21 protein-coding genes are annotated in these 24,144 nt (G+C 61.6%); 15 read left to right on the top strand and 6 right to left on the bottom strand.

Translation table 11 applies throughout. From position 1 onward, the window contains the following. Positions 1–49: 49 nt before the first annotated feature. The 9 genes from GKZ68_RS10880 to GKZ68_RS10920 all read left to right on the top strand — a co-directional run bounded on the left by GKZ68_RS10880 (position 50) and on the right by GKZ68_RS10920 (position 10,722). Positions 50–1,105 (top strand): LLM class flavin-dependent oxidoreductase, encoded by a 1,056-nt coding sequence (locus GKZ68_RS10880; RefSeq protein WP_173114454.1) that lies wholly within the window; start codon positions 50–52, stop codon positions 1,103–1,105. Positions 1,106–1,310: 205 nt separating this feature from the next. Next, entirely contained in the window at positions 1,311–3,842 is a 2,532-nt protein-coding gene (locus tag GKZ68_RS10885; protein WP_173114457.1) for a TonB-dependent receptor, read from the top strand. A gap of 386 nt (positions 3,843–4,228) precedes the next feature. Then, positions 4,229–4,666 carry a CsgE family curli-type amyloid fiber assembly protein gene (locus tag GKZ68_RS10890; RefSeq protein WP_173114460.1) on the top strand — a complete coding sequence of 146 codons (438 nt, stop codon included), beginning with the start codon at positions 4,229–4,231 and terminating at the stop codon, positions 4,664–4,666. A gap of 60 nt (positions 4,667–4,726) precedes the next feature. After that, positions 4,727–5,146 carry a curli production assembly/transport component CsgF gene (locus tag GKZ68_RS10895; RefSeq protein ID WP_173114463.1) on the top strand — a complete coding sequence of 140 codons (420 nt, stop codon included), beginning with the start codon at positions 4,727–4,729 and terminating at the stop codon, positions 5,144–5,146. Between the two features lie 95 nt (positions 5,147–5,241). Continuing rightward, on the top strand, positions 5,242–6,453 hold the full coding sequence (locus GKZ68_RS10900) for a CsgG/HfaB family protein (protein ID WP_254243967.1): 1,212 nt from the start codon (positions 5,242–5,244) through the stop codon (positions 6,451–6,453). Positions 6,454–6,841: 388 nt separating this feature from the next. Then, positions 6,842–7,882 carry a hypothetical protein gene (locus GKZ68_RS10905; protein ID WP_173114466.1) on the top strand — a complete coding sequence of 347 codons (1,041 nt, stop codon included), beginning with the start codon at positions 6,842–6,844 and terminating at the stop codon, positions 7,880–7,882. Positions 7,883–7,998: 116 nt separating this feature from the next. Beyond that, positions 7,999–8,652: a hypothetical protein gene (locus GKZ68_RS10910; protein ID WP_173114469.1), complete on the top strand. Its 654-nt coding sequence runs from the start codon at positions 7,999–8,001 to the stop codon at positions 8,650–8,652. A gap of 153 nt (positions 8,653–8,805) precedes the next feature. Continuing rightward, entirely contained in the window at positions 8,806–9,162 is a 357-nt protein-coding gene (gene csgH / locus GKZ68_RS10915) for a curli-like amyloid fiber formation chaperone CsgH (RefSeq protein WP_173114472.1), read from the top strand. Between the two features lie 27 nt (positions 9,163–9,189). Then, complete coding sequence (locus GKZ68_RS10920) at positions 9,190–10,722, top strand: carboxypeptidase regulatory-like domain-containing protein (protein ID WP_173114475.1); 1,533 nt, start codon at positions 9,190–9,192, stop codon at positions 10,720–10,722. A gap of 13 nt (positions 10,723–10,735) precedes the next feature. Here the strand turns inward: GKZ68_RS10920 and GKZ68_RS10925 are convergent, their stop codons facing one another. From GKZ68_RS10925 to dnaB, 3 genes are all read right to left on the bottom strand, one after another. Next, positions 10,736–11,623 (bottom strand): SDR family oxidoreductase, encoded by an 888-nt coding sequence (locus tag GKZ68_RS10925; RefSeq protein WP_173114478.1) that lies wholly within the window; start codon positions 11,621–11,623, stop codon positions 10,736–10,738. A gap of 57 nt (positions 11,624–11,680) precedes the next feature. Continuing rightward, positions 11,681–12,475: a TSUP family transporter gene (locus GKZ68_RS10930; RefSeq protein WP_173114481.1), complete on the bottom strand. Its 795-nt coding sequence runs from the start codon at positions 12,473–12,475 to the stop codon at positions 11,681–11,683. 150 nt (positions 12,476–12,625) lie between these two features. Then, positions 12,626–14,287: a replicative DNA helicase gene (dnaB, locus tag GKZ68_RS10935; protein WP_173114485.1), complete on the bottom strand. Its 1,662-nt coding sequence runs from the start codon at positions 14,285–14,287 to the stop codon at positions 12,626–12,628. Positions 14,288–14,588: 301 nt separating this feature from the next. Between dnaB and GKZ68_RS10940 the strand changes: the two genes are divergently transcribed. The 3 genes from GKZ68_RS10940 to nagA all read left to right on the top strand — a co-directional run bounded on the left by GKZ68_RS10940 (position 14,589) and on the right by nagA (position 17,955). Continuing rightward, on the top strand, positions 14,589–15,953 hold the full coding sequence (locus tag GKZ68_RS10940) for a UDP-N-acetylmuramate--L-alanine ligase (protein WP_173114488.1): 1,365 nt from the start codon (positions 14,589–14,591) through the stop codon (positions 15,951–15,953). Between the two features lie 75 nt (positions 15,954–16,028). Beyond that, positions 16,029–16,772: a hypothetical protein gene (locus GKZ68_RS10945; protein WP_173114491.1), complete on the top strand. Its 744-nt coding sequence runs from the start codon at positions 16,029–16,031 to the stop codon at positions 16,770–16,772. A gap of 61 nt (positions 16,773–16,833) precedes the next feature. Next, entirely contained in the window at positions 16,834–17,955 is a 1,122-nt protein-coding gene (gene nagA / locus GKZ68_RS10950) for an N-acetylglucosamine-6-phosphate deacetylase (RefSeq protein WP_173114494.1), read from the top strand. Between the two features lie 168 nt (positions 17,956–18,123). On the opposite strand, the gene GKZ68_RS10955 is transcribed toward nagA, so the two are convergent. Both GKZ68_RS10955 and GKZ68_RS10960 read right to left on the bottom strand, forming a co-directional pair. Next, positions 18,124–18,741, bottom strand: coding sequence for a hypothetical protein (locus tag GKZ68_RS10955; RefSeq protein WP_173114497.1), 618 nt, complete (start codon positions 18,739–18,741; stop codon positions 18,124–18,126). A 162-nt stretch (positions 18,742–18,903) separates the two neighbouring features. Next, positions 18,904–19,698, bottom strand: coding sequence for a M48 family metallopeptidase (locus GKZ68_RS10960; protein ID WP_173114500.1), 795 nt, complete (start codon positions 19,696–19,698; stop codon positions 18,904–18,906). A 207-nt stretch (positions 19,699–19,905) separates the two neighbouring features. Between GKZ68_RS10960 and GKZ68_RS10965 the strand changes: the two genes are divergently transcribed. The 3 genes from GKZ68_RS10965 to bcp all read left to right on the top strand — a co-directional run bounded on the left by GKZ68_RS10965 (position 19,906) and on the right by bcp (position 23,146). Then, on the top strand, positions 19,906–20,520 hold the full coding sequence (locus tag GKZ68_RS10965; protein ID WP_173114502.1) for a fumarylacetoacetate hydrolase family protein: 615 nt from the start codon (positions 19,906–19,908) through the stop codon (positions 20,518–20,520). Between the two features lie 46 nt (positions 20,521–20,566). Continuing rightward, positions 20,567–22,612, top strand: coding sequence for a M23 family metallopeptidase (locus GKZ68_RS10970; RefSeq protein ID WP_173114506.1), 2,046 nt, complete (start codon positions 20,567–20,569; stop codon positions 22,610–22,612). Positions 22,613–22,696: 84 nt separating this feature from the next. Continuing rightward, positions 22,697–23,146, top strand: a complete 450-nt coding sequence (gene bcp / locus GKZ68_RS10975) for a thioredoxin-dependent thiol peroxidase (RefSeq protein ID WP_173114509.1) — start codon at positions 22,697–22,699, stop codon at positions 23,144–23,146. A gap of 20 nt (positions 23,147–23,166) precedes the next feature. On the opposite strand, the gene GKZ68_RS10980 is transcribed toward bcp, so the two are convergent. Further along, complete coding sequence (locus tag GKZ68_RS10980) at positions 23,167–24,138, bottom strand: NAD(P)H-quinone oxidoreductase (RefSeq protein ID WP_173114512.1); 972 nt, start codon at positions 24,136–24,138, stop codon at positions 23,167–23,169. Between the last annotated feature and the right edge of the window lie 6 nt (positions 24,139–24,144).

The raw sequence follows: 24,144 nt of genomic DNA on the forward strand, positions 1-24,144 counted from the left end.
AGGCCGATGTTTTCCCCGGTCGATTCTCGTTTTCTTATCCCCGCTAGCTATGCCTGCCTCCCCCGCCCTGCGCCTGAGCGTGCTCGACCAGTCGCCGGTGCGGCCCGGCGCCACCGCCCGCCAGGCCCTGCAAGAAACCACGCAGCTCGCCCAGCTGGCCGACCGCCTCGGCTACTCCCGCTACTGGGTGAGCGAGCACCACAATACCCCTACCCTGGCCGGCCCCGCGCCCGAGGTGCTGCTAGCCCACCTGGGCGCCCACACCCGCCGCATCCGGCTCGGCTCGGGCGGCGTGATGCTGCCCCACTATTCGGCCCTGAAAGTCGCCGAAAGCTTCAAGCTGCTCGAGGCCCTGCACCCCGGCCGCATCGACCTGGGCCTGGGCCGCGCGCCCGGCGCCGACCGCCTCACGGCCTACGCCCTCAACCCGAGCAATAAGTTTGAGGAAGAAGCTTTTGCCGAGCAACTGATTGATTTACAGGCCTACCTGCGCGATGACCGGACGCCCGAAACCATCCACGAGCGGGTACAGGCTATTCCGAAAATCGACACCCAGCCGGCCCTGTGGCTGCTCAGCAGCAGCGGGCAAAGCGGGCTGTTTGCGGCGCGGCTGGGCATGGCATTTTCGTTTGCGCAGTTTATCAACCCCAGCGGCGGGCCGGCGGCGGTGCGCACCTATCGGCAGCAGTTTCGGCCCTCGCCCGAGCTAGCGGCGCCGGTGGCCAACGTGGCCTTGTTTGTGCTCTGCGCCGAAACCGAGGAGCAGGCCGGCGCCCTGGCCAAAGCCACGTACCTCCAGCTCCTGCGCTTCGACCAGGGCGTGCGCGGCCCCTACCCCAGCGCCGCCGAAACCGCCGCCTACGTCTTCAGCCCCCAGGAGCAGGCCCGGCTAGCCTACCACAAAGGCCGCGTGGTGAGCGGCACGCCCGCCCAGCTCCGCGAGCACTTGCCGCGCATCGCCGCCGCCTACGAGGTCGATGAGCTGGCCATCGTCACCATCACCGCCGATTTTAAGGACCGCCTGCGCTCGTATGAGCTGCTGGCCGAAGCCTTTGGGCTAGCCCCCGCTAGCCCGGCCGTGGCCGCTGAAGTGCTCACGGACTAAGCGCAGGAAAACCTAATTCATTGCATTTCACCGGAGATAGCTTCTGGTAAGAAATTTTAAGTAAGTCTATTTCCCAAATCAAAAATTTACCCTAAAGCTGCTTTTTACCATCGGTAGCGCGCACAAAATTTCTTCACGCTTTATTTGGAATAATTCTAAACACAGCTGCATCTTTGCACTATGTTGAATAATTCTAAATAATCCTATGCGTCACCTTTTCCCTGCTCTGCTGCTCACCAGTGCTGCCCTGCCTTTGGCGGGCCAGGCTCAGGCACCGGCCCCTGGCCACCCGCACTATGCGCCGCATCGCCGCCTGGGCACCGTGACGGGCCGGGTAGTACTGGCTGATGGCCAAAGCGCCGACCATATTTCGGTATTGGTGCGCGGCACTACGCACGGCACCACGCCCGATGCCAATGGCCGCTTTCAACTCGACGCGCCGGCGGGCTGGCAGGTACTCACCTTCACCGGGCTAGGCTACTCGGCGCAGGAAGCAACCGTAGAAGTACTAGCTGGCCAGTCGGTTACGGCGGCTACTCAAACGCTGGCGCGCGGCGACCGCCAGCTCGACGAGGTGACCGTGACGGGCCGCAAAACCCTTAACCAGCGCCCCACCGCCCTAGGCAAGCTGCCCGTAGCCCCGCTCGACTTGCCGCAGGCTACCCTCACCGTGGAGCGCCAGGTGCTGGAGCAGCAGCAGGTGCTGCATCTCAGCGATGCGCTGGTAAACACGCCGGGCGTGTACGTTATGGGCACCACGGGCGGCGCGCAGGAAGAAATTGCCAGCCGGGGCTTTGCCTACACCAGCACTAATACCTTTAAAAACGGGGTGCGCTACAACAACGCCATCTTACCCGAGGCCAGCTCTTTGGAGCGCCTGGAGGTGCTGAAGGGCAGCGCGGCCATCCTCTACGGCAACGTGGCGGCGGGCGGCGTGCTCAACCTCGTCACCAAGAAGCCGCTCTTCGAGCGCGGCGGCTCGGTGGGGCTGCGCGTGGGCAGCTTCGGACTGGTGAAGCCGACGGTGGATGTGTACGGCGCGCTGGGGGCTAGCCAAAAAGCGGCTTTCCGACTGAACGGCTCCTACGAGCGCGCCGATAGCTACCGCGACCAGGTGCGCAGCAACCGCTTCTACGTGAATCCGTCGCTGCTTTTCACCCTCAGCGCCAAGACGACGCTGCTGCTGGAGGGCGACTTTTTGCGCGACCGCCGCACGCCCGATTTTGGTATTGGCGCCATCGACTACGTTATTCAGGACGCGCGCGCGCGGTTTCTGAATACCGCCGACGCCCTTAACGCCACCCAGCAAACCAGCGCCACGGCCACGCTAAACAGCCGCCTCAGCGACACGTGGTCGGTGCGGGCCATTGGGGGCTTTCAGCGGTATTATAATGAGTTGCGGAGCGCCGCCCGGCCCACGGCCCTCAACAACGGCACGATGGCGGCCTCCGGCACCGCTGGCCGGCCCGGCTACGCGCCGGCCCACGCCAAGCCCGGCCTCTACGGCAACTGGGGCCGCAGCCTGCAGCGCACCGAAACGGCCGAAAACTACTACCTGGCCGAGGTAGACCTGACCGGCCAGTTCCGCACCGGGAGCATCGGCCACGTGCTGCTAGTAGGCGCCGACGCCGACCAATACAACACCAACACGCTGGCCTACCGCACCCAGGCCTATGACTCGCTCAACATCCTGGACCCTAGCCGCCGGCTGGGCACGCCCGCCGGCCGCACCACCGGCTACGACGCGCTGGGCTACGCCACGCGCACCTTGGGCAACACCCGCCGCGCTGGCTTCTACGCCCAGGACCTCCTCAGCCTGCTGCCCAACGTGAAGCTGCTGGCCGGCCTACGCTGGAGCTACCAGGAAACCCCTAGCGACGTCTACACCTACTCGGCTACCAACGGCACGGCCACCGTGGCCGAAAACCGGCGCTACGACAACGCGTTTTCACCGCGCCTGGGGCTGGTATATCAGCCGCTGAAAACTACGGCGGTATTTGCGTCTTACGCCAACTCGTTCAGCCCCAATACGGGCGTGGACGTGACGGGTGCGGCCCTGGCGCCGTCCATTATCGGGCAGTACGAAGTGGGGGTGAAGAATGACTTATTCGACGGTGCGCTCTCGGCCAACGTCACGCTCTACCGCATCGTGAACAGCAACCAGGCCCAGACGGTACTCGCCAACGCGCCTTACTACAACCCCAATTTCCCCGCCGCCCAGGAGCTGGCCGGCGAAGTCACGAGCAAAGGCCTCGAAGCAGACGTGCAAAGCCGGCCCTACCTGGGCTGGTCGGTGCTGGCCGGGTACAGCTATAACAACACCGCCTACACCAAGAGCAGCCTCTATCCCGATGGCAGCCGCCTACGCTACAACCCCGCCCATACCGCCAACCTGAGCGTATTTTATAACTTCAGCGGAGCCTTCAGCGAGGGCTTTCTGCACGGCCTCACGCTAGGCGCCACCGGGTACTACGTGGGTGACCGCCTAGCCGGCCGCAACCCGCGCCTAGTAGACCCCGTGACCGGCGCCGCCGGCTACAACGACACCTTCAGGTTCATCGCCCTGCCAAATTACGTGCTCCTCGATGCCAATATGTCTTACAGCTACCAGCGCTTCACCCTGCGCGCCAAGCTCGCTAATATTCTTAACGAACTGAGCTACAACGTACACGATGACAATAGCATCAACCCCATCGCGCCGCGCGCCTACTCGGCTTCGCTGAGTTTAAAGCTGTAGCAGGCTACGCCAAGGTCAGGCAGCTGGCCATTAGGTACGCATACAGGCGTTAATCCAGGTATTCGTAACTGCGTCATTAAACTTTTCAAAGTTCTAACGTTGAACATTTTCAATACTACAAAAAAATCTTATTTTTTCTTAAAAAAAAGATACTATAAATCATAAAAAGACACTAAGTTTACGCAGGTTTTTGGCAATACTTCTTTTGGTTTAACTCCGTGTCTTACATGGTTTCCGGCCTCTGCCCTAGATTTGCCAGCCTGCCCCCACGCCTGTGGTTATGGCTGACGGCGGCTTGCTTAGGAACTGCCACAACTACGAGCTGGGCACAGACTCGCCCAGCCGTACGCCCCCAACCAGTACCTAGTGCCGATGTAACCCCGAAGGTGCTGGTGACACCCTCGGCTAAGCCTCTGCCCCCGGCGAAGCTCGAAGAAGCCCTGCGCCTAATGCTGCGTGCTGACTCGGCTGGCCGGCGCCCCGTGCGCCTGGCCGCCGAGGCCGAAGGACTGGTGCTCGACCAGGCTATCTCGAAAATAGGTCACGATTTCTACGACCTGTTCTACGGTGCTTTCGAGGCCCCGTCTGGAAGTGCCGAGTTTACGGTACTTATCGGCGAGCGCCCCGGACGGGGCAGCAGCTCGCTGCTAGTACTCACCGTTAACGACCAGGAGCTAATTGAAACCCCGCTGCCCACCCGGCTCGACCAGCAGGAAGAGCTGGCAGTCCAGGCCGTAGAGATTGCAGCTAACTATTTGGCTGAAGCTCAGAATGTTAGCCGCCAACTGGAAACCGGCCGCCGCACACCGCTCGAAGTCTACTGATTACCTAGGTTACCGAAAGCGCTGCTTTCGACTGCATTGCACTACTCCCACCCATCTTCTATGAAACGATTTTTTACCCTAGCACTGCTAGTGAGCCTGGCTGCCTGGGCACAGCCCACCCGTGCGCAGAAATTTGTGTACCAGCCTATTAACCCAGCTTTCGGGGGCAACACTTTCAACTACACCTGGCTGCAGGCGTCAGCCACAGCCCAGAACCGCATCCAGGCCCCGACGAACGCTACCTCGGCTACCACGGACCCGCTGGCCCAGTTCTCAGCAAATCTCAACCAGCAGGTTCTGAGCCAGTTGACAAGCAGACTCATCACGTCACAGTTTGGGCAGGGGGCAATAAAGCCCGGCACCTACAACGTGGGAGCCTACCAGGTGCAAGTATCGCAGAGCACTGGCGGGGTCGTTATCACCGTGACCGATACCGGCACTGGTAACCAAACCACGATTACCATTCCTAACGGGTTGTAGCAGCGGCATTTGCCGTGCGGTAGTGTCGGGCCATCCTGCTGGGTGGCGCGGCGCTTCGGCTTCCTCATTTTCTACCCATTGCTACTTCCTCCGTTATGTTTGCTTCCGTTGCGCGCCCGCTGGCGGCCGGGCTGCTGCTGAGCCTAGGCGCCTGCACTCCTTACCTCTACCAGCATCCGCTGGCCCCCGCCCCCGCCCGCCTGGGCGCCGAGCTGCGCACACCCGCGCAATGGGGTGAGCTGCCCACTCCCCTACGCAAAACGGTGGTAGCGGTGTATAAATTTCGCGACCAGACCGGCCAGTACAAACCCCAGGAGGCTGGGGCAAGCTTTTCGACAGCTGTGACGCAAGGCGCTACCACCGTGCTTATTCGGGCGCTGGAAGAGTCAAAATGGTTTGAGCCTATCGAGCGCGAAAACCTGGGCAACCTGCTCAACGAGCGCAAGATTATCCGTAGCACCCGCCAGGAATATGCCGAGCAAACCGGCCAGAAGCAGCCCAACCTACCCTCCCTGCTCTTTGCGGGCGTCATTCTGGAGGGCGGCATCATCTCTTACGATGCCAACATCATCACCGGTGGGGCGGGGTTGCGCTACTTCGGCGCCGGCGCCTCGGGCCAGTACCGGCAAGACCGCGTAACGGTGTACCTGCGCGCCGTGAGCACCAACACGGGCAAAGTTCTCAAGACCGTATATACCTCTAAAACCATCCTCTCGCAGCAGCTAGGCGCTAGCCTGTTTCAGTTCGTCGCTTTTCAGCGCCTGCTCGAAACTGAAACCGGCTTTACTTATAATGAACCCAGCGAGATGGCCGTGAAGGATGCAATTGAAAAATCGGTGCAAGCCTTGGTATATGAAGGGTTTGATGACCACCTGTGGCTGCCCCGCGACTCGGCCGACCTGCACGGCCCGGCCCGCGAAAAATACCTGCGCGAGAAGGCCGACAATCTGAACATCGACGTGCTGGGCCGCGAGCAGCTGCCGCGCCGCGCGCCCTTCGCCGTAGGCTTGGCCGGGGCTGCCGTACAGTACCAGGGTGACTACGCCCAGCCTGACCTGACGCTGGGGGCCGAGGCTACTCTGCGCGTGGGCCTGGGTGAGTCGGCTAGCTTGTTTGCCAATGTGGGGCAATTGCGCCTGGCCGCCGGCCCCAGCCGCAGCTATTTCAACAATACCTATGTCTACGCTGAGGGCGGATTGCTGCTGCGTCTGCTTCCACGCGACCGCTTCACGCCCTACGTGCTGGCTGGGGCGGGTGCCACCGTGCGCACTTTCCGCACCGATAACAACCGCCCCTACCCCACCTGATGGCCGGCATCGGGGCCGAGTATCTCCTGACGCCTCGCTTAGGCCTGAGTCTGCAGTTGGACAACCACTATTACCTGAACGACGAATTGGATGGCGTAGTAGCCGGCCGCTACAACGATTTCTACTGGGGCGCCCGCGCCGGAGTAGCATTTTACCTGGGTCAACGCCGACTGGCACGCTCTATTCCGGTAAAACTTTGACTTTCAACATTTTGTCTATATTATAAATTCACTTAATAAGCAACCGCGTATTTATACGTGTTTTTTGAAATTTCACTTTAAAAATTTTTTTTGTAACTATTTTGTCACTTACTTTTGATTCGTTCTTCCGGAGAGAGCAAACAACCCAACCCTTCCATTCCCACCTTTTACCTACCCCCTCAACCAACATGAAAAAACTTAATCAACCCCTAGTGCTCGCCGCCACGATGCTACTGATGGCCGGCTCGGCCTACGCCCAGGCTCCTACTAATACGTATGGTGGCAATCCTATCCGCCCGGTTACGGCGCCTACCAATACGCACAAGGCCAACCCGGAGGTAAGTGGCGCCTCGGCCGGTACTTATAGCAAAGATTACAACGCCTATAGCCAAGACTCCTACGTTAGCCAGACGGGTAGCGGCAACTACGCTACCGTGGACCAAGTAAATACCGGTGGCCCACACAATGGAGGTAGCACGGCCATTCTCGACCAGAACGGCGATAATAACAATGCCACGCAGACTCAGTCAGCGGCGGGAGATTCAAAGTACTATTCCTACAGTGGAAACACAAGCACCAACCGTAACTTTGCAAAGGCGACTCAGAACGGCTCGAAAAGCCAGGTCGACCAAACGCAGTCTGGTGGTATTGCCAACGTGATGACTGTAGTGCAAGGAGCAGGCACGACGGGTAACCGAGCTATTCAAACGCAAGGAGCCGATGCAATCGGTGCTGGCACTGGCAACCAAGCCGAAATCAACCAGACCCACTATTCTTCAAGCGGCAGTGGGTCGGGTAACCGGGCTGAGCAAGCACAAACTGGTATTCTACAGACTGCTAAAATTGACCAGGAAGGCTCTAATAGCTATGCGAAGCAAACTCAGGATGGTAATGCTCAAGGCAGATTTAATAATGCCTATATTCACCAGGGCGACCCTGGAACAGCCAACACCGCTATACAGACTCAGAATGGCTTAAGTAACACCGCCCGCATTCAGCAGTCGGTAAGCTCGACGGCCAATAACAACTACGCCCTGCAAAACCAGACCATGAATGGCAACCAGGCCGATATTACGCAGCAAAGCTCAAATAACTATGCTGAACAGCAGCAGTCGGGCCTATCAGGAGGTGGCAACAACTACTCGAGCATCATGCAATCAAACGTAGCCTCTGCTGCTTATACCACCCAGAGCGGCAATAACAATGCGGTTACCGTAAACCAGCACTAAGCTGAGGAAGCGGTCGCAGACCGTCTACGCCGCAAATACCAGGTTCTAGAATGTTCACCCAGGCATTTTAGAACCTGGTTATTTGGGTATTAACCACCGCTTTTCCTATTCCCTGTATGGCCAGAACTTCCCTTTTAGTGTTCAGCGGGGCTTGTCTGCTCAGTAGCGCAGTTGCTCAGGCCCAGCAGCACCCTGCCAGCGAGGCCCCCACGGTCGAGCAGCGCCTGGCTGAGGACGTGGGCCTGGAGCGCTTGCCCACCGGGGCAGCCGCGCTGTCGGCACTGCAAAACGCCGCTATCCTGCTGCAAAACGGGTCGGACAACACGGCCCGCATCGACCAGCAGAGCGTGTCGGGAATCAGCAACCAGGCGTATGTGCAGCAAGTAGGCGCGGCCAACACGCTAGGCCTGATGCAAACCGGGGGCGGCAACGGGGCTACCGCGCAACAGTACGGCAGCGGCAACCAAGCCGACTTAACCCAACAAGGCCAAAACAATAGTTCGGCCCTGCTGCAGCGCGGCAACAACAACCACCTGACCGGCCTAGTCGCCACTGACCGCAGCGAACTGAACATTAGCCAGAACGGCAGCAACAACCAAGTAAACAGCGAGATTCGCGAAAGTCAGCGCAGCTATACTATCAACCAGTATGGCAACAACAACAGCCTGAAGCAGGTGGAATCCACCATTCAGGCCGCGCCGGGCTACACCGTGGAGATGCGCGGCAGCGGGATTAACCTCACCATCGAGCAAGGCAAAATCAAGCCCTAGCCCGCGGGTAGGCAATGACGACTCTGGTACTGGAAAGGCCAGCTGCCCCGGCAGCTTGGCCTTTCCTACTTCCGGCCCCATCAGCTGAATAACTAGCTGACAATTAATTACTAACATCTTTTTCGCCCTTTACTCCCCCTTCGCTATGAACCCTTGGCTACTTCTGTTGGCGGCCTGGCCCGGTGCCACTGCCACCCCTGCCCCTGCCGCGCTCACCTCGAACTGCAGCAGCAGGATGGCTACCTGTCCATCACAGGCCACTGCACTAGCTTGCTGGCAACCCCGGCGCGCTACCGCTACGAGCTGTCGATGCAGCGCGAGAGCAGCGGCGGCCACTCGCAAAACACGCAGCGCGGCGAGTTTGAAGTAGCCCCGGCGCAGGATGTGGCCCTGTCGCACACCCGCGTGAATGCCTCGGCGCAGGATACCTATCGGGTATATCTGCGGGTGTTGGACCTGGCCGGCCATACCGTGGCTCAGGACTCGGCCACCCAGGTGCCGGCCCGCTAATCGTAGCTGCTTCTTTTTTTCTGCTGCATGCTTCTTGCTTCGCTCGTCCGGCGGCACTGCCCGCGCAGTGTCTTATTCGTATTTAGTTGTCTGCTGGGCCTAGCGGCCTGTGAGCCTAATCTGGTAGAGCCTGCCTACTACGGCACTCTCACTGTGACCGTGCTTGATGGCAGCACCAGCCAGCCGCTAGCCAACGTGGCCGTGAGCACTACCCCCGCCACTGGCTCGTATGTGACTGATGCTAAAGGCCAGCTCACCATCACGCAGGTGCCGGTGGGCACGCTGAGCGTGTCGGCCCGTAAGGCCGGCTACGATGCCACCAGCAGCAGCGCTACCCTCACCGCTGGCCAAACCCAGTCGGTGGTACTGCTGCTCAATAAAACTACCGCCTCGGCTCCGCCCGGCGCGCCTGTTCGGCCCACGCCTACCCCTGGGGCTACCGCCCAGCCCACTACTTTGCAGCTGGCCTGGCACCCAGCCGCCGGGGCCTTGCCCGCCGACTCACTCAAGTATGACGTAGTACTCTATGAGGGCAGCAACCTCAACCAACGCCAGCTGCTCACGGCCTCCAAAGACACGACCGTGACGGCATCGGGCCTGCGCTACAATACTATCTACTATTGGCAGGTGACGGTGCGCAACCCAGCCGGGGCCACCGCCCGTGGGCCAGTCTGGAGCTTCCAAACCGTGTCTCTGCCCGACAACCGCTATTTATTTGCCCGCACGGTGGGCGGCAACACCGACATCTATTCGTCGGACGCTGCCGGTACTACCGTGGTGCGCCTCACCAGCGCCGTTACTGTCGAAACTGCGCCTCAGCTTAGCCCCTCCCGCGACCTGATAGCCTACTCGTCGAACGCCAGCGGGCAATTTCAGCTCTACACCATGAACCGCGACGGCTCGAACCAGCGCCGGATAACTACGCTCTCGGCCGAGGGCTACAGCAACGCCGGTATCGGCTACCGCTGGTCGCCCGATGGGTCGCAACTCATCTATGCCCACTACGACCAGCTCTACCGCATCAATCGCGATGGCTCGGGCCTCGTGCTGCTGGCAACGGCCCCCGCCGGCCGGCACTTCCGCGAGTGCGACTGGACAGCCCAGAACGGCGGCCGCCTCGTGGTGCAGACGATTGGCTCATTACCCTACGATGCGGAGCTGTACCTCTACAACGTGGATGGCACTGGCCCCGTGCTACTAGTGGGTAACCTACCCGGCCGCCTCGATTCGCCCAGCTTTAGCGTAGATGGCACCACCGTAGCCTATACCCGCGATGTGGCCGGCTTCAACGACGTAGGAGGTCGCCAACTGGATAGCCACATCTTCACCCAAAAGCTGAATGGCTCCTCGCTGGTCGATGTGAGTAGTAGCACAAGCGGCAGCACCAAGGCAACGGGCACTAATGACCTTACCCCGCGCTACTCACCTACCGGCTACCAACTCATCTTCGTCAACCGCTCGAACGATGACATAGCTGCCCCGCAGGTTTGGACCTGCGACCTTGATGGACGCAACCGGACCAAGCTGTTCGACAATGCTTTCTTACCTGACTACAGGTAGCGTAGCCCTAGTATCAGTACGCAAACGCCGTCCGGTGCTTCCGCACAAACTCGACCCAGCGCACCGGCTCCTGCCCGGTGATGCCAGGGAAGTTCTCAAATGTGTCGTCGGCGCCCGGAATGGTGTGAGCGCCGTAGCGCTTGTAGTGGTCGTACACGCAGCTCATGTAGGCCATTTCGGCCCCGGCGGCGCGCATATTCTCCAGAAAAATCTCGGGCGGCAGCGCCTCGTAGCGGAACGGCTCACCCAGTTCCTGCTGCATGATGGCCGCGATTTCGCCGTAGGACTTGGCATCGTAGCCTAGCCGATACGTCTGGCCGGCGTGCTTTTCGGGGTGCAGCAGAGCCTGCGCGGCGGCCAGGGCTACGTCCTCGGCATCGACCCAGCTCAGGCGCGCATCCCCCGTAAACTGCCGGATAACGCCCTGCTGCACCACCTGCGTGCCGCCGTAGCTGAGTAGATTTTGCATGAAGGTTTCGGGGCGCAAGTGCGTGAATGAGAAGCCCGCCCACTCGATGTAGCGCTCCACGAGCTGGTGCCAGGCCCAGTGCGCCACCGTGGTGTCGTCGCGCCCACAGGCGCCCAGGTGCACAATGTGCTGCACGCCGGCTAGCTTCGCCTGGTCGAGAAAGGCCTTGCTCTGGCGCAGCATATCCACGGTGTAGCCGGTCACAAGCAAAACTCGGTCGATGCCTTGCAGCGCCGGGGCCAGCGTTTCTTCTTTGTCAAAGTCGAGCATGACGGTATGAATGCCTTGGCTTTCAAATACCTGACCTTTGGCGGAGGAGCGCACGGCGGCCACCAGCGTGATAGAATCGTCGGCCTGGAGGCGGCGTAGCGTGTCGCTGCCAATCTGGCCGGTAGCACCGGTAATGAGGACGGTTGGTTTTTGAGCGGGCATGTTGTGGCTACTAGTAAGCTCTACCAACCCGCCTGCGCGCCCGGATGTTCGGGCCGGCTAACTCATCGCCTGCCAGGTTTCCCAGCCCAGCTTGAGAATAAAGCCGCTCACGACCACCAAAAACAGCACCCGTACAAAGCCCGTGCCCCGGCTCAGCGCCAGCCGCGCCCCCAGCGTAGAGCCCAGCACGTTGCAGGCCGCCATTGGCAGGGCATAGTGATACAGCACCTGCCCGGTTGAGATGAAGTAGGCTAGCCCGGTAATATTAGTAGCAATATTCACCACCTTGGCCGAGGCCGAGGCCGCCAGAAAGTCGTAGCCAAACAGCCCCACGAACGCAAACAGCAGCAAGCTGCCCGTGCCCGGCCCAAAAAAGCCGTCGTAGAACCCAATGCTAGCGCCCAATGCCACGCCCGTCCACAACTCACGGCGGCCGTGCAGGCGCGGCGCATGCAGGCTCCCGAAGTCCTTGCGCCAGAAGGTATAGGCGGCCATCAGCACCAGCAGGGCCAGCACCAGCGGCTTCACCAAGTCTTTGTTCAGCCCACTCACCGCCCGCGCCCCCAGCAGCGCAAAGCAGCCCGCCACCACCGCCGCCACCGCCACCGTGCGCCAGTTGATGCTCACACCCGCTAGCCCCCGCAAGTAGCGGAATGCCGAGGCCGAGGTGCCGGCTAGGCTGGCCACTTTGCCAGTACCCAGCACCGTAGGCACGGGCACCTTGGGCAGCAACAGCAGCAGCGCTGGCAGCTGAATGAGGCCGCCCCCGCCCACCATGCCATCGATGAGGCCGGCCAGCAGCGAGGCCGCGCAGAGTACAGGCAGGGTATAAGAAGGGTCGCTAAGGGGCATATTTTGGCAAGAAATGAGCACAAAAGAACGTCATGCTGCGCTTGCCGAAGCATCTCTCTCGAGCCGCTAGGGTCACGCCCTAACGATTGCGGCAGAGATGCTTCGGCAAGCGCAGCATGACGTTCTTCTGACTGTAGTTCCGAACTGCGTCTAAAACGGTGGCTCCTCGCCAAAGCTGTTGCTTTTGGGGAAGGGCACCGGTGAAGGCGGCGCGTCGTTCATGCGCGAGCCTAGCCGGATGGTGTTGGGCGCGCCGAAGCCGCCGCCGGGCGCGGGCCCACCGGCCGGCTCCGAATCGAAGCTGCTGGTGGGGAAGGAGTTGGACGCGAAGGCCGGCGCGCCGCCAAAGCCGCCCGCGTCGCCGCCCCCGTCGAAGCCATCAAGGTCGGCAAACTTGGTGAAGCGGCCGATGAACTTGAGCTGCACGGTTTCGAGCGAGCCATTCCGGTGCTTGGCGATGATGACTTCGCCCATGCCCTGGGTTGGGTTGCCCATCTCGTCTTCCGTAATCTTGTAATATTCAGGGCGATACAGGAAGATAACCATGTCGGCGTCCTGCTCGATAGAACCCGATTCGCGCAGGTCACTGAGCTGGGGCTTCTTGTCGCCGCCGCGGGTTTCCACCGAGCGCGAGAGCTGCGACAGCGCAATAACCGGAATGTTCAGCTCCTTGGCAATGCCCTTAAGCGCCCGCGAGATGCTGGCGATTTCCTGCTCACGGTTGCCGTTTTTGCCGCCTTCGTTGCCGCTCATCAGCTGCAAATAGTCGATGATAATGAGCTGGATATCGTGCTGCGACTTGAGGCGGCGGCACTTGGCGCGCAGCTCGCGGATGCTGAGCGCGGGCGTGTCGTCGATGAAAATCGGGGCCGACGACAGCGCCGAAATCTTGTGATTGAGCTGCGCCCACTCGTAGTCCGCCAGGTTGCCCTTCTTGATTTTCTCGGAGTCCAGCTCCGCCTCGGCCGAAATCAGGCGATTGACGAGCTGCAGCGACGACATTTCGAGCGAGAAAATGGCCACCGGCTTCTTAAAATCGACCGCCGCGTTGCGCATGGCCGATACGACAAAGGCGGTTTTGCCCATGCCCGGCCTGGCCGCAACAATCACCAAATCAGATGGTTGCCAGCCGCTGGTTACCCTATCCAAAGCCGAGAAGCCGGTGGGCACGCCGGTGAGGCCGTCTTTCTGGTGCTTCTTTTCTTCGAGTTCCTTAATAGCTTTCACCATCAAATCCTGCATCGAATCGACGCCCTTGCGCATGTTGTCTTCCGACACCTGGAAGATATTCTTCTCGGTGGCGTCGAGCAGCTCAAATACGTCGGTCGTTTCCTCGTAGGCGTCGCGCAGGATGTCGGTGGCCGTGCGGATGAGCTCGCGCTTGATGGCGGCCTCCAGAATGACCCTGGCGTGGGCCTCAATATTGGCCGCCGAGTTGATGTGCATGGTGAGGCCGGCCACGTAGCCGACGCCGCCGGCCGCCTCCAGCTCGCCCATCTCGCGCAGCTCCTGCACCACGGTGAGCTGGTCGATGGGCTCCGACTTATCAAATAAGTTACTGATAGCCTTGTAGATGCGCTGGTGGCCATCCTTGTAGAAGCTGGTGGCTTTCAGAATGTCAACGACCGTGGTCAGGGCATCCTTTTCGAGCATGAGCGCGCCGAGCACGGCGGCTTCCATTTCGAGGCGCTGGGGCGGCAGCTTGCCGGTGGGCGACGTGGGCACGGGCGCCCGGGTGCCGCGCACGCCCTGAAAGGCGGCGGCGGCGCGGGCCGCAGATTGCTTAAGGCGGTCGTCCATACGGTCGTTCATTTGAAGGGTAAGCAGGGGCAAGAAACGGATAACAGCGCGGAACCCGCCTCCTGGGAAAAGCGGCCGGGCAACCGGGTGCCCTAACTAACAAAGCTAACTTAAAAGTACCCGAAATGAAAGCCAAAGCCGAGCTAGTGCTTGGGGGGCCGGCCCGGCCCGAGCGCACCCCCAGCCGTACTTTCGCACCCTGCAATCGGTTGGCAGCGGGCGGCTTAGCTAACAGCTATTGCCTGGCTGGCGGCCTGCGGGAGGCTAGCGAAATTACTCGTGAGCCAATAATAAGAACTTAATAGCAAGACACTTGGAAAATATTCACCTCATTGCTGTCGGCGGCAGCATTATGCATAATCTGGCGCTGGCCCTGCACCGGCGCGGGGCCCACGTGACGGGCTCCGACGACGAGATTTTTGAGCCGGCCCGCGCCCGGCTAGCTGCCGCCGGCCTGCTGCCGGCGGCCGAGGGCTGGTTTCCGGCGAAGATTCACGCCGGCCTCTCGGCCGTGATTGTGGGCATGCACGCCCGCCCCGACAACCCCGAGCTGGCCCGCGCCCAGGAGCTAGGCCTGAAGGTGTACTCCTTTCCCGAATACATTTACGAGGCTAGCAAGGACAAGCAGCGCGTGGTAATTGGCGGCTCGCACGGCAAGACGAGTATCACGGCGCTGATTCTGCACGTTTTACGCTTCCATAACCGGCAGTTTGACTACGCGGTGGGCGCGCAGCTGGCTGGCTTCGACCTGATGGTGCAGCTGACGGACGACGCGCCGGTTATCATTATTGAGGGCGACGAGTACTTGTCGTCGCCGGTAGATAGGCGGCCCAAGTTTCACTTGTACCAGCACCATATCGGGGTGATTTCGGGCATCAGCTGGGACCACATCAACGTGTTTCCGACCGAAGAAATCTACCGCGAGCAGTTCGAGATTTTTGCCCGCCAAACGCCTAAGGCCGGCGTGCTCATCTACGACCGCGACGACGAGCAAACCCAGCTTATTGCCGTGCCCACCAGCCCCGACGTGACCTACGTGGGCTACGGCCCGCACGAGCACGTTATTCGCAACGGGCAGACATTGCTTATCACTAAGAAAGACGAGGAAGTGCCCATTCAGGTATTTGGCGAGCACAACCTACGCAACATCTCGGCCGCCAAGGAAGTGTGCAGGCAGCTGGGCATCAAGGGCAAAGACTTTTATAAGGCCGTGGCTACCTTCAAAGGGGCGGCGCGGCGCCTGGAGCTGGTGCAGGCCGGCGCTAGCTCGGTGGTGTACAAGGACTTTGCCCACGCCCCCAGCAAGCTGCGCGCCACGGCGGCGGCCCTCAGAAAGCAGTTTCCCGAGCGGCGGCTGGTGGCCTGCCTCGAGCTGCACACCTTCAGCTCGCTCAACCCGGCGTTTTTGCCGCAATACGCGCACTGCTTCGACGCGCCCGACGTGGCAGTGGTGTACTTTAACCCCCACGTGCTCGAGCACAAGCGCCTGCCGCCGCTAGCCCCCGAGGCCGTGGCCCAAGCCTTCGAGCGCCCCGATTTACGGGTTTTTACGGATAGCCAGGCCCTGGCCGACTTCCTGCACGCCCAGCAGTGGGCCAACACGAATTTGCTGCTGATGACCTCGGGCACGTTTGACGGGCTCGACCTGAACGCGCTGGCGGCCGAGGTAACGGGCTAGCCAGTATATTCAGCCTTGCAGCACAGCCGGTTGCCACGGCAACCGGCCGGCTTTTCTCGTCTTTCGCGTCTAGTTATGCTGACTCTACCGCCCCATCCCACGGCTTATTATGTCAAGACCGGTGCGCTGTTGCTGACGGTGGTGGGGGCGGCAGTTAGTGGCGCGGTGCGCTATCGCCACCTGCCCCCGAACCTGCGCTACCTGGCCTGGCTGACCTGGTTTGAGCTGCCGCTGGAAATCCTGGCCGTGTGGCTGGGCATTTTCAAGCGTAACAACTTGTTTATCATGCCTTTTTATACGGTGGGTGAGCTTGGGCTGCTGGCGCTGGTGTATAGCCACACGCTGCCCTCGGCGGCGTTTAAGCGGGTGGTAACGTGGCTAGTGGCGGGGTTTGCGACCTACACCCTGGCCGACAACCTGCTGGCGCCCGACCTGACCTGGTTCAAGCCCGGCCAGCAGGTAATACAGAGCCTGCTGATATTGGGCATGGTAGAGCAGTATTTTCAGCGCCTGCTTAAAGAGCTGTGGGTGCCTCACCTCGAGCGCGTGCCCATGTTCTGGGTATCGGTGGGGCTGGCTTTTTACTTCCTGGGCTACCTCCAAATCGCGCTCTTCAGCAATTACATGCTGCAACACTATTCAATGGAGTTTAACCGCACCATCTGGACTATCGAGCACTACCTCGCCCTGCTGCTGCACAGCTGCTTTGGCGCGGCCATATTGCTGGCTCCGCAGCACCAGAGCACTGGGCAGCAGACTATTGCCGAACAGGAAGCGTACCGGTTACCCGGTATTCCGGCTTATAAAAAGAAGCTATAGCCTTGGCGGCCCCTGGGCCTGCGCCCGGTGCGGCCCGGGGCCGCGCCACCACTTGTTTTTTATGCGCTACCTACTCACGCCCTGCACCGTACATACCGGCACCGAGGTGCTGCCCAACCACGCCGTGCTCATTCATAACGGCCGCATCGAGGCCGTGCTGCCCGCCGGCGGCGAGCTGCCCGCCAACGTGCCCCAGCGCGACGGCCAGGGCCTGCACCTGGCGCCGGGCTTCGTCGATTTGCAGATTTATGGTGGGGCTAGCGGGCTGTTTTCCGTAGCGCCCACGCCCGCCGTGCTGGCCGACCTGCGGGCGCACACGCTGCGCCACGGCACCACCAGCTTTCTGCCCTGCCTGCCCACCAGCCCGCCCGCGCTGATGCGCGCGGCCCTGGCCACCGTGCACGCGGCGCTGCCCACCATGCCCGGCTTGCTGGGGCTGCACCTGGAAGGCCCGTACATCAACCCTGGCAAGAAGGGCGCGCACCAGGAAGCATTTATCCAAACCCCTAGCCTTGCCGACGTTGACGAGCTGCTGGCTGAGGCCAAGGGCGCCCTGCGCTTCATGACGCTGGCGCCCGAGCGGGTGAGCCCGGCCGTGGTGGCTAGGCTGCGGGCGGCGGGCGTGGTGCTGTCGGCGGGCCACTCGGCGGCCACGTATGAGCAGGCCACGGCGGCGTTTGAGGCCGGCTTTAGCACCGCCACGCACTTGTTCAATGCTATGTCGGGCTTCGAGAGCCGGTCGCCGGGGCTGGTGGGTGCGGTGTACGACCACCCGGTCGCCCACGCCAGTATTATCGTCGATGGCGTGCACTGCGCTTACGCGGCCGTGCGCGTCAGCCAGAAAATAATGGGCGAGCGCCTGTTTCTCATCACTGATGCCGTGACGGCCAGCACCATCGGCGCCTACCGCTTTCACCAGCAGGATACTTACTTCGTGGATGAAAAAGGCACCCTGGCCGGCTCGGCGCTCACCATGCTCGCGGCCGTGCGCAACTGCGTGCAGCACGTGGGCCTGCCGCTGGCCGAGGCCCTGCGCATGGCGTCTCTCTACCCGGCGCGGGCGGTAGGGCTAGCCCACGAAATCGGCCGCATCGTGCCCGGCTACCGCGCCGACCTATGTTTATTCGACGCTGATTTTCAAGCCCAGGCCACTGTGCTCGGCGGCGAGTGGCACGCGGCGTAAAGCGTCAAAAGCGCCGAGTCAGAACGAGCTGCCTTTTTAACCCGGCACTTCTACCTCCTTAAGACTTAGGCCGGGGCGCGGCAGAGCGGGTAGGCCGGCCGCTGTCGTTGGCGAGCAGCACGGCCAGGGCCGCCAGACTCAGGCGGAGGGCCCATTTGGCGGCGCGGCTCATTTGCGCTTCTTTTTATCAGTGGGGTCTTCGAGCGGCGTTTTGGCAAATACTTCGTTGGCGGCCAGCACTTTCATGGTGCAGCTGCTGCCGCCCGAGTTGTCGTCGCAGGTGGTGCCCACGATGTGACCATCCTCAAAGTCGAAGTAGCAGCTCGGGCAGCCCACCCCGGTGATGACGTAGCGGCTGGCAGTGGGCGTGAGGTAGTAAGTGCTGTCGTCGGTGCCGCGCAGGGGCAGGGCCACTGCCCGGTAGGCGCCGTTGTTGTGGCCCATGCCAATGAGGTAGTACACGGGCTGTTTTTCCTCACTGCCGGGCGCCTTGCGCACCATAATGCGGTCGATAACGGTGCCGTCGTTGAACTGCCGGATGAGGGCGGCGGCCATCACGGCCTGCGACAGCTTGTACTTCACCGTGCCCTTGCCATCGAGGTGCATAATCTGGTGGCTGCTGGCCGAGCCCGACAGTGAGGCCCCGGCCGCATCGCTCAGGCGCTGGGCCTCGCGGGTAGGGTCGCTCGACTCGCGGCGGCGCGTGGTTTCGCACGACGACAGCAGCAGCAAGCCACTAAGCAGCCCCAGCAGCAACAAACCAAACAAACGGGGTAGAGTACGCATAATAGGCAGCTTCCTTCTCTCTTAGCTCGTAAACGCCCCTCATACGAGGCGGCGCGGCAAATTGGTTTACCAGCTTGCTGCCGCCGGCCCGCACTATCCAGCAAAAAAGGCGCGCCGGGCTAGCCGGCGCGCCTTTTTTATACCACAGCCAATCGCTGGCCCCTAGCGGGGCTTGTAATATTTTTCCGCCTCGGGCAGCAGGCGCTTGATGTCGGCAATGCGGGTGGCATCGGCGGGGTGGTCGGAGAGAAAAACCGGCGTGCCGTTCTGGCTCTGGGCGGCCATGCGCTCCCAGAATGGCACGGCGCCGGCGGGGTCGTAGCCGGCCATCGCCATAAAGATGAGGCCCAGGTGGTCGGCCTCGCTTTCCTGGCGGCGGCTGAAAGCCAGGGCCGCGCCCTGCTCGCCGGCTCCGATTACAGTGTTAAAAATATTACCCGTCGCCGTAGGATTTTGCGAAAATGCCGTGGCCAGCGCCGTGCCGCCCAGTTGCAGGGCTAGCTGGTCGCTCATGCGCTCGGCACCGTGCTTGGCCACGGCGTGCGAAATTTCGTGGCCCAGCACCACGGCCAGGCCATTCTCATCGCGCGTGAGGGGCAGAATGCCCGTGTACACGGCCACCTTGCCGCCGGGCATGCACCAGGCATTCACCGTTTTAGGGTCGTCGATGAGGTTAAATTCCCACTGGTAGCCGTCGAGCTGGCTGCTCTGGCCCTGCTGCTTGAAATATTGCTCCACGGCGGCCGCTACGCGCTGGCCCACGCGGCGCACCATGGCTACTTCTTCGGCATTAGTAGAGAGTTTGGCAGTGCCCAGCGTTTGCTTGTATTGGGTCACGGCCAGCGTATTCATTTCGCTGTCCGACACTAGGCTGAGCTGGCGGCGGCCCGTAATCGGCACGGTGGTGCAGCCAGCAGCCAGCAGAAAGCTACTGGCTAGGACGAATTTCTTAAGCATGAAAAAGTGTTGATAAGGTTTAGAAGAAGAGTATGGTAGCCCGGCTAGCTACTTGCCAATCCGGGACCATTTTAGAAAACCAGCGGTGCAGCCTATACGCAACCGGACGGGGGAAATGTTTACTTTGTGCAGCGAGGTCCTGCCTGCCCGCTCAGTGGCTAGCCAGGCCCGCCCTCGCCCTTACCCGCCTTTCCGTTGTCCTTGTCCATGAAAATCATTTGTATCGGCCGCAATTACGCCGACCATATTGCCGAGCTGCAAAACGAGACGCCCGCCGCCCCGGTCATATTCCTCAAGCCCGAAACGGCGCTGGTGCAGCGCGGCCAGCCCTTCTTCGTGCCCGATTTTTCGAAAGACGTGCACCACGAGCTGGAGTTGGTGCTGCGCATCAGCAAAAACGGCCGCCACATTGAGGAGAAATTTGCCCACACCTACTTCGACGCCATCGGGCTAGGCATCGATTTCACGGCCCGCGACCTGCAAAGCGAACTCAAGAAAAAGGGCCTGCCCTGGGAGCTGGCCAAGGCCTTCGATGGCTCGGCGCCGGTATCGCCCACGTTTAAGCCGGTGGCCGACTTCCCAGATTTTGCCAACATAAACTTCCGGCTCGAAGTGAACGGCGAAGTGCGCCAGCAGGGCAACTCGGGCCTGATGCTGCACCCGTTTGCCAAGATTCTGAGCTTCGTGTCGCAGTACATTACCCTCAAGCAGGGCGACCTTATCTTCACCGGCACGCCCGCCGGCGTGGCAGCGGTGCAGCCCGGCGACGAGCTGGTGGGCTACCTCGAAGACGAAAAAATTCTGGAAGTGCCCGTGCGCTAGGCCCTGCTAGCTTGCCAGGCCTGACTGTAGAATAAAATATTATATTTTGTTGAATACTAAATTATTGCGCCAGCTTTCGCTGTCGGCGCTGGGTGGTTTACTATTGCTGGCTACCAGCGGCCACGGCCAAGATGATGGCCAGGACGACACCACCACGCGCCGCGTGAGCGGCCCCATCAAGCCGGCCGTGGCCCCCGGCAAGGTGGAGGTGGCGCCGGGCTACTTTCTGTTTCCGATTGCGCCGGGGCAGCCGGGGTTTCTGGCGGCTAGCATGGGTGAGCTGCGGCCCAACCACTTTCACGGCGGCCTCGATATCAAGACCGGCGGCGGGGTCAATAAGCCCGTCTACGCCGCGGCCGACGGCTACATCTCGCGCCTCAAGCAGTCGGCCTTCGGCTACGGCAACGTGCTGTATATCACGCATCCTAATGGGCTGACCACGGTGTACGGCCACCTCAATAAGTTTGAGGGCGCCGTGGCGGCCGAGCTGCTGCACCGCCAGTACGAAAAGCAGACCTACGAGCTGGAGCTGTTTTTTCAGCCCGGCCAATTCCCGGTGAAGCGCGGCGAGCAGGTGGCGCTGTCGGGCAATACCGGCGGCTCGGCCGGCCCGCACGTGCACTGGGAAGTGCGCGACGCCCAGGACCGCCAGCTCAACCCCTTGCAGTGGGGCGGCTTCGCCGAAATTCAGGACCACACCGGGCCGACCTTGCAGGCGCTGGCCGTGGAGCCGCTGGCCATCACGGCCAGGGTGCGCGGGCGCTTCGAGCGGGCGGTGCTGGTGCCCAGGCTGCAGCCGCTGCCCGGTGCCAATACGGTGTGGCCCGATACGGTGCGCTGCTTTGGGCAAGTGGGCCTGCTGCTGCAGGGCTTCGATAGGTTTGACAATGCCTGGAACAAGAACGGCATCCAGCGCGTGACGGTGCGCGTGAACGGCCAGCCGCACTACCAGCACATCATCGACGCCGTGCCGTTCCCGAACGGCACGCGGCAGGTCAACAACTTTGTGGATTATGCCTATGCCCACACCAGCGGCCGCACCCTGCAAAAGCTGTGGGTGGAAGACGGCGACGACCTGCCTTTCTACACGCCCGCCGGCCTGGGTCAGGGCAAGCTCGACGTGCAGGACGGCCAGGTCTATCGCATTGATTTTGAGCTGGCCGATTCCTATAACAATAAGGCCACGGCCCATCTCGTGCTGCGCGGCGAAAAGCCTACCGACTACGCCAAGCTGCCCGGCGCGGCGGCGCCCGGCCGATCCAAGCTGACCTACGACATTACGCGTAACCTGCTGCGGGCTACTGCCCTCAACGCCCCCACCGACACTGCCGGCCAGCCCCAGTACCTGCTGCTGCGGCGCGGCGGCCGGCAGCTGGCCCTGCGCCCCAGCTACTCGGTGGGCGCGGCCACCACCTACCTCTACGACCTGCGCGCGGGCCTGCCCGACTCGCTGCTGCTGGGTAGCCTGCACCAGGCCTTCGACCGCCAGGTGATGATTGCGCCCGGCCAGGAAACCAACTACGCCACGCCTTACGTCAACGTAGCTTTTGGCTCGCAAACGCTGTTTTCGAACCTCTACCTCAGCACCGTGCACCGGGCCGACGCCAGCCCGCTAGCCCCCGAAAGCTGGACGGTAGGCACGGCCCTGGTGCCGCTCTACCTGCCCCTGCGCCTCACCCTCAAGCCGGCTAGCCCCCCGGCCGACCACGCCCGCACGGCCATCTACAGCGTGTCGGCCAATGGCGGCCGCGCCTACGTGGGCGGCACCTGGAACGAGGCCGGCACCCAGATTTCGGCCAATCTCAAGCAGTTCGGCCAGTTCCGGCTCTATACCGACACCAAGGCACCCTCGGCGCAGCTCGTGGGCCGGGCTGGCGGTCAGCTTACCTTTCGCGTCGGCGATGATATGTCGGGGCTAGCCACTTACAAGCTGCTGGTGGGCGGGCGCTTCCGCCTGCTGCGCTACGAGTACAAGAACGCCACGCTCTTTACCGTGGCCGGCGATACGCTGGGGCCGAAGCTGCGCGGCCCCGCCGAGCTGCACCTGGCCGACCAGGCAGGCAATGAGAAGGTTATCCCGCTGAGTCTATAGTTTTTCAATTTTTCTAAAATAGAGCGTCATGCTGAGCTTATCGAAGCATGGCGCTCCTTAATTTTCACTCAAAGTACCACCAATATGCTTCCCGAGCCCGGCGCCCCCGCCCCCGATTTCACTGCCCCCGACCAGCACGGCAACCCTTTCACACTGAGCAACCTGCGCGGCCAGCGCGTGGCGCTTTATTTCTACCCTAAAGACGACACCCCCGGCTGCACCGCCCAGGCCTGCAACCTGCGCGACAACGAAAGCCAGCTGGCCGCCCAGGGCATCCGGGTAGTAGGCGTGAGCACCGACGATGCAGCTTCGCACGGCAAGTTTGCGGCGAAGTACGACCTGAGCTTTCCGCTCATCGCCGATACCGACAAGGCCATCGTGAATGCCTACGGCGTGTGGCAGGAAAAGAAAAACTACGGTAAAACCTACTGGGGCACCGTGCGCACCACGTTTCTCATCGATGCTAATGGCGTGATTGAGAAGGTCATCAAGCGCCCTGACACCAAGGAGCACGCCGCGCAAGTGTTGAAATAAGTCGCTTTATATATGTATTCTTATCCCTCATTCACCAGTAAAATCTTGCCGATGTGCTCGCTGCTTGCCATAAGCTCTTGCGCCTTGGCAGCCTCGGCCAGCGGAAAAGTCTTGTAGATAACCGGCTCCAGCTGGCCGCCAGTAGCCAGGGGCCACACGTATTTTTCAACTTCGGCGGCCAGCGCGGCTTTAAAATCGGCCGAGCGGGGGCGCAGCATGCTGCCGCCCAGGCGCAGGCGCTTGGTCATGATGTCGAGCAGGTTGAGTTCGACCTGAGCGCCCTGCATGGCGTTGATGTATTGCAAGCGGCCATCGGGGGCTAGCAGGCGTAGGTTTTTGGCGGTATAGTCGCCCCCCACCATGTCGAGGATAACGTTGATTTTTTCGTCCTTAAACGCTTGCTCAAAGTCTTGCTGCTGGTAATTGACGCACCGGGCGGCCCCTAGCCGTTCGCAGGCCTGGCACTTGCTGGCCGAGCCGGCGGTGGCCAGCACCCGGTGCCCCAGCGCAGTAGCCAGTTGAATGAGCGTGAGGCCAATGCCGCTGCTACCACCGTGTACCAGCACCGTTTCGCCAGGCTGCAGGGCGGCGGCCTGAAATACATTGGCCCACACGGTGAAGGTAGTTTCGGGCAGGCTAGCAGCGTCTTCCAGCAACCAGCCGGCGGGCACGGGCAGGCAGTGGCGAGCATCCACGGCGGCGTACTCGGCGTAGGCGCCCTCGCTCAGCAGAGCGCATACGTGGTCGCCCACCTGCCAGCGCGGGGCCGCCGCGCCCACGGCCACCACCGCGCCGGCCACTTCCAGGCCGGGCACTACGCCGGCCACGGGCTGGCCACCGTACCTACCCTCGCGCAAGGCAATATCGGAGCGATTGAGGCCGGCCGCTTTCACCTTGATAAGTACTTCGTGGGCGGCGGGCACGGGCTGCGGGCGCTCTTGCAGCTGCAACACGTCGGGGCCGCCGGCCTGGGTAATGACAATGGCTTTCATAGAGAT

Origin of the sequence: Hymenobacter sp. BRD128, assembly GCF_013256625.1 — a bacterium.
Lineage (GTDB): Bacteria > Bacteroidota > Bacteroidia > Cytophagales > Hymenobacteraceae > Hymenobacter.

What these genes read in the sequence shown, in the direction of transcription:
- GKZ68_RS10880 (WP_173114454.1), top strand. Translation starts at nt 50, where the DNA reads ATGCCTGCCTCCCCCGCCCTGCGCCTGAGCGTGCTCGACCAGTCGCCG.
- GKZ68_RS10885 (WP_173114457.1), top strand. Translation starts at nt 1,311, where the DNA reads ATGCGTCACCTTTTCCCTGCTCTGCTGCTCACCAGTGCTGCCCTGCCT.
- GKZ68_RS10895 (WP_173114463.1), top strand. Translation starts at nt 4,727, where the DNA reads ATGAAACGATTTTTTACCCTAGCACTGCTAGTGAGCCTGGCTGCCTGG.
- GKZ68_RS10900 (WP_254243967.1), top strand. Translation starts at nt 5,242, where the DNA reads ATGTTTGCTTCCGTTGCGCGCCCGCTGGCGGCCGGGCTGCTGCTGAGC.
- GKZ68_RS10905 (WP_173114466.1), top strand. Translation starts at nt 6,842, where the DNA reads ATGAAAAAACTTAATCAACCCCTAGTGCTCGCCGCCACGATGCTACTG.
- GKZ68_RS10910 (WP_173114469.1), top strand. Translation starts at nt 7,999, where the DNA reads ATGGCCAGAACTTCCCTTTTAGTGTTCAGCGGGGCTTGTCTGCTCAGT.
- GKZ68_RS10920 (WP_173114475.1), top strand. Translation starts at nt 9,190, where the DNA reads ATGCTTCTTGCTTCGCTCGTCCGGCGGCACTGCCCGCGCAGTGTCTTA.
- GKZ68_RS10925 (WP_173114478.1), bottom strand. Translation starts at nt 11,623, where the DNA reads ATGCCCGCTCAAAAACCAACCGTCCTCATTACCGGTGCTACCGGCCAG.
- GKZ68_RS10930 (WP_173114481.1), bottom strand. Translation starts at nt 12,475, where the DNA reads ATGCCCCTTAGCGACCCTTCTTATACCCTGCCTGTACTCTGCGCGGCC.
- dnaB (WP_173114485.1), bottom strand. Translation starts at nt 14,287, where the DNA reads ATGAACGACCGTATGGACGACCGCCTTAAGCAATCTGCGGCCCGCGCC.
- GKZ68_RS10945 (WP_173114491.1), top strand. Translation starts at nt 16,029, where the DNA reads ATGCTGACTCTACCGCCCCATCCCACGGCTTATTATGTCAAGACCGGT.
- nagA (WP_173114494.1), top strand. Translation starts at nt 16,834, where the DNA reads ATGCGCTACCTACTCACGCCCTGCACCGTACATACCGGCACCGAGGTG.
- GKZ68_RS10955 (WP_173114497.1), bottom strand. Translation starts at nt 18,741, where the DNA reads ATGCGTACTCTACCCCGTTTGTTTGGTTTGTTGCTGCTGGGGCTGCTT.
- GKZ68_RS10960 (WP_173114500.1), bottom strand. Translation starts at nt 19,698, where the DNA reads ATGCTTAAGAAATTCGTCCTAGCCAGTAGCTTTCTGCTGGCTGCTGGC.
- GKZ68_RS10965 (WP_173114502.1), top strand. Translation starts at nt 19,906, where the DNA reads ATGAAAATCATTTGTATCGGCCGCAATTACGCCGACCATATTGCCGAG.
- bcp (WP_173114509.1), top strand. Translation starts at nt 22,697, where the DNA reads ATGCTTCCCGAGCCCGGCGCCCCCGCCCCCGATTTCACTGCCCCCGAC.
- GKZ68_RS10980 (WP_173114512.1), bottom strand. Translation starts at nt 24,138, where the DNA reads ATGAAAGCCATTGTCATTACCCAGGCCGGCGGCCCCGACGTGTTGCAG.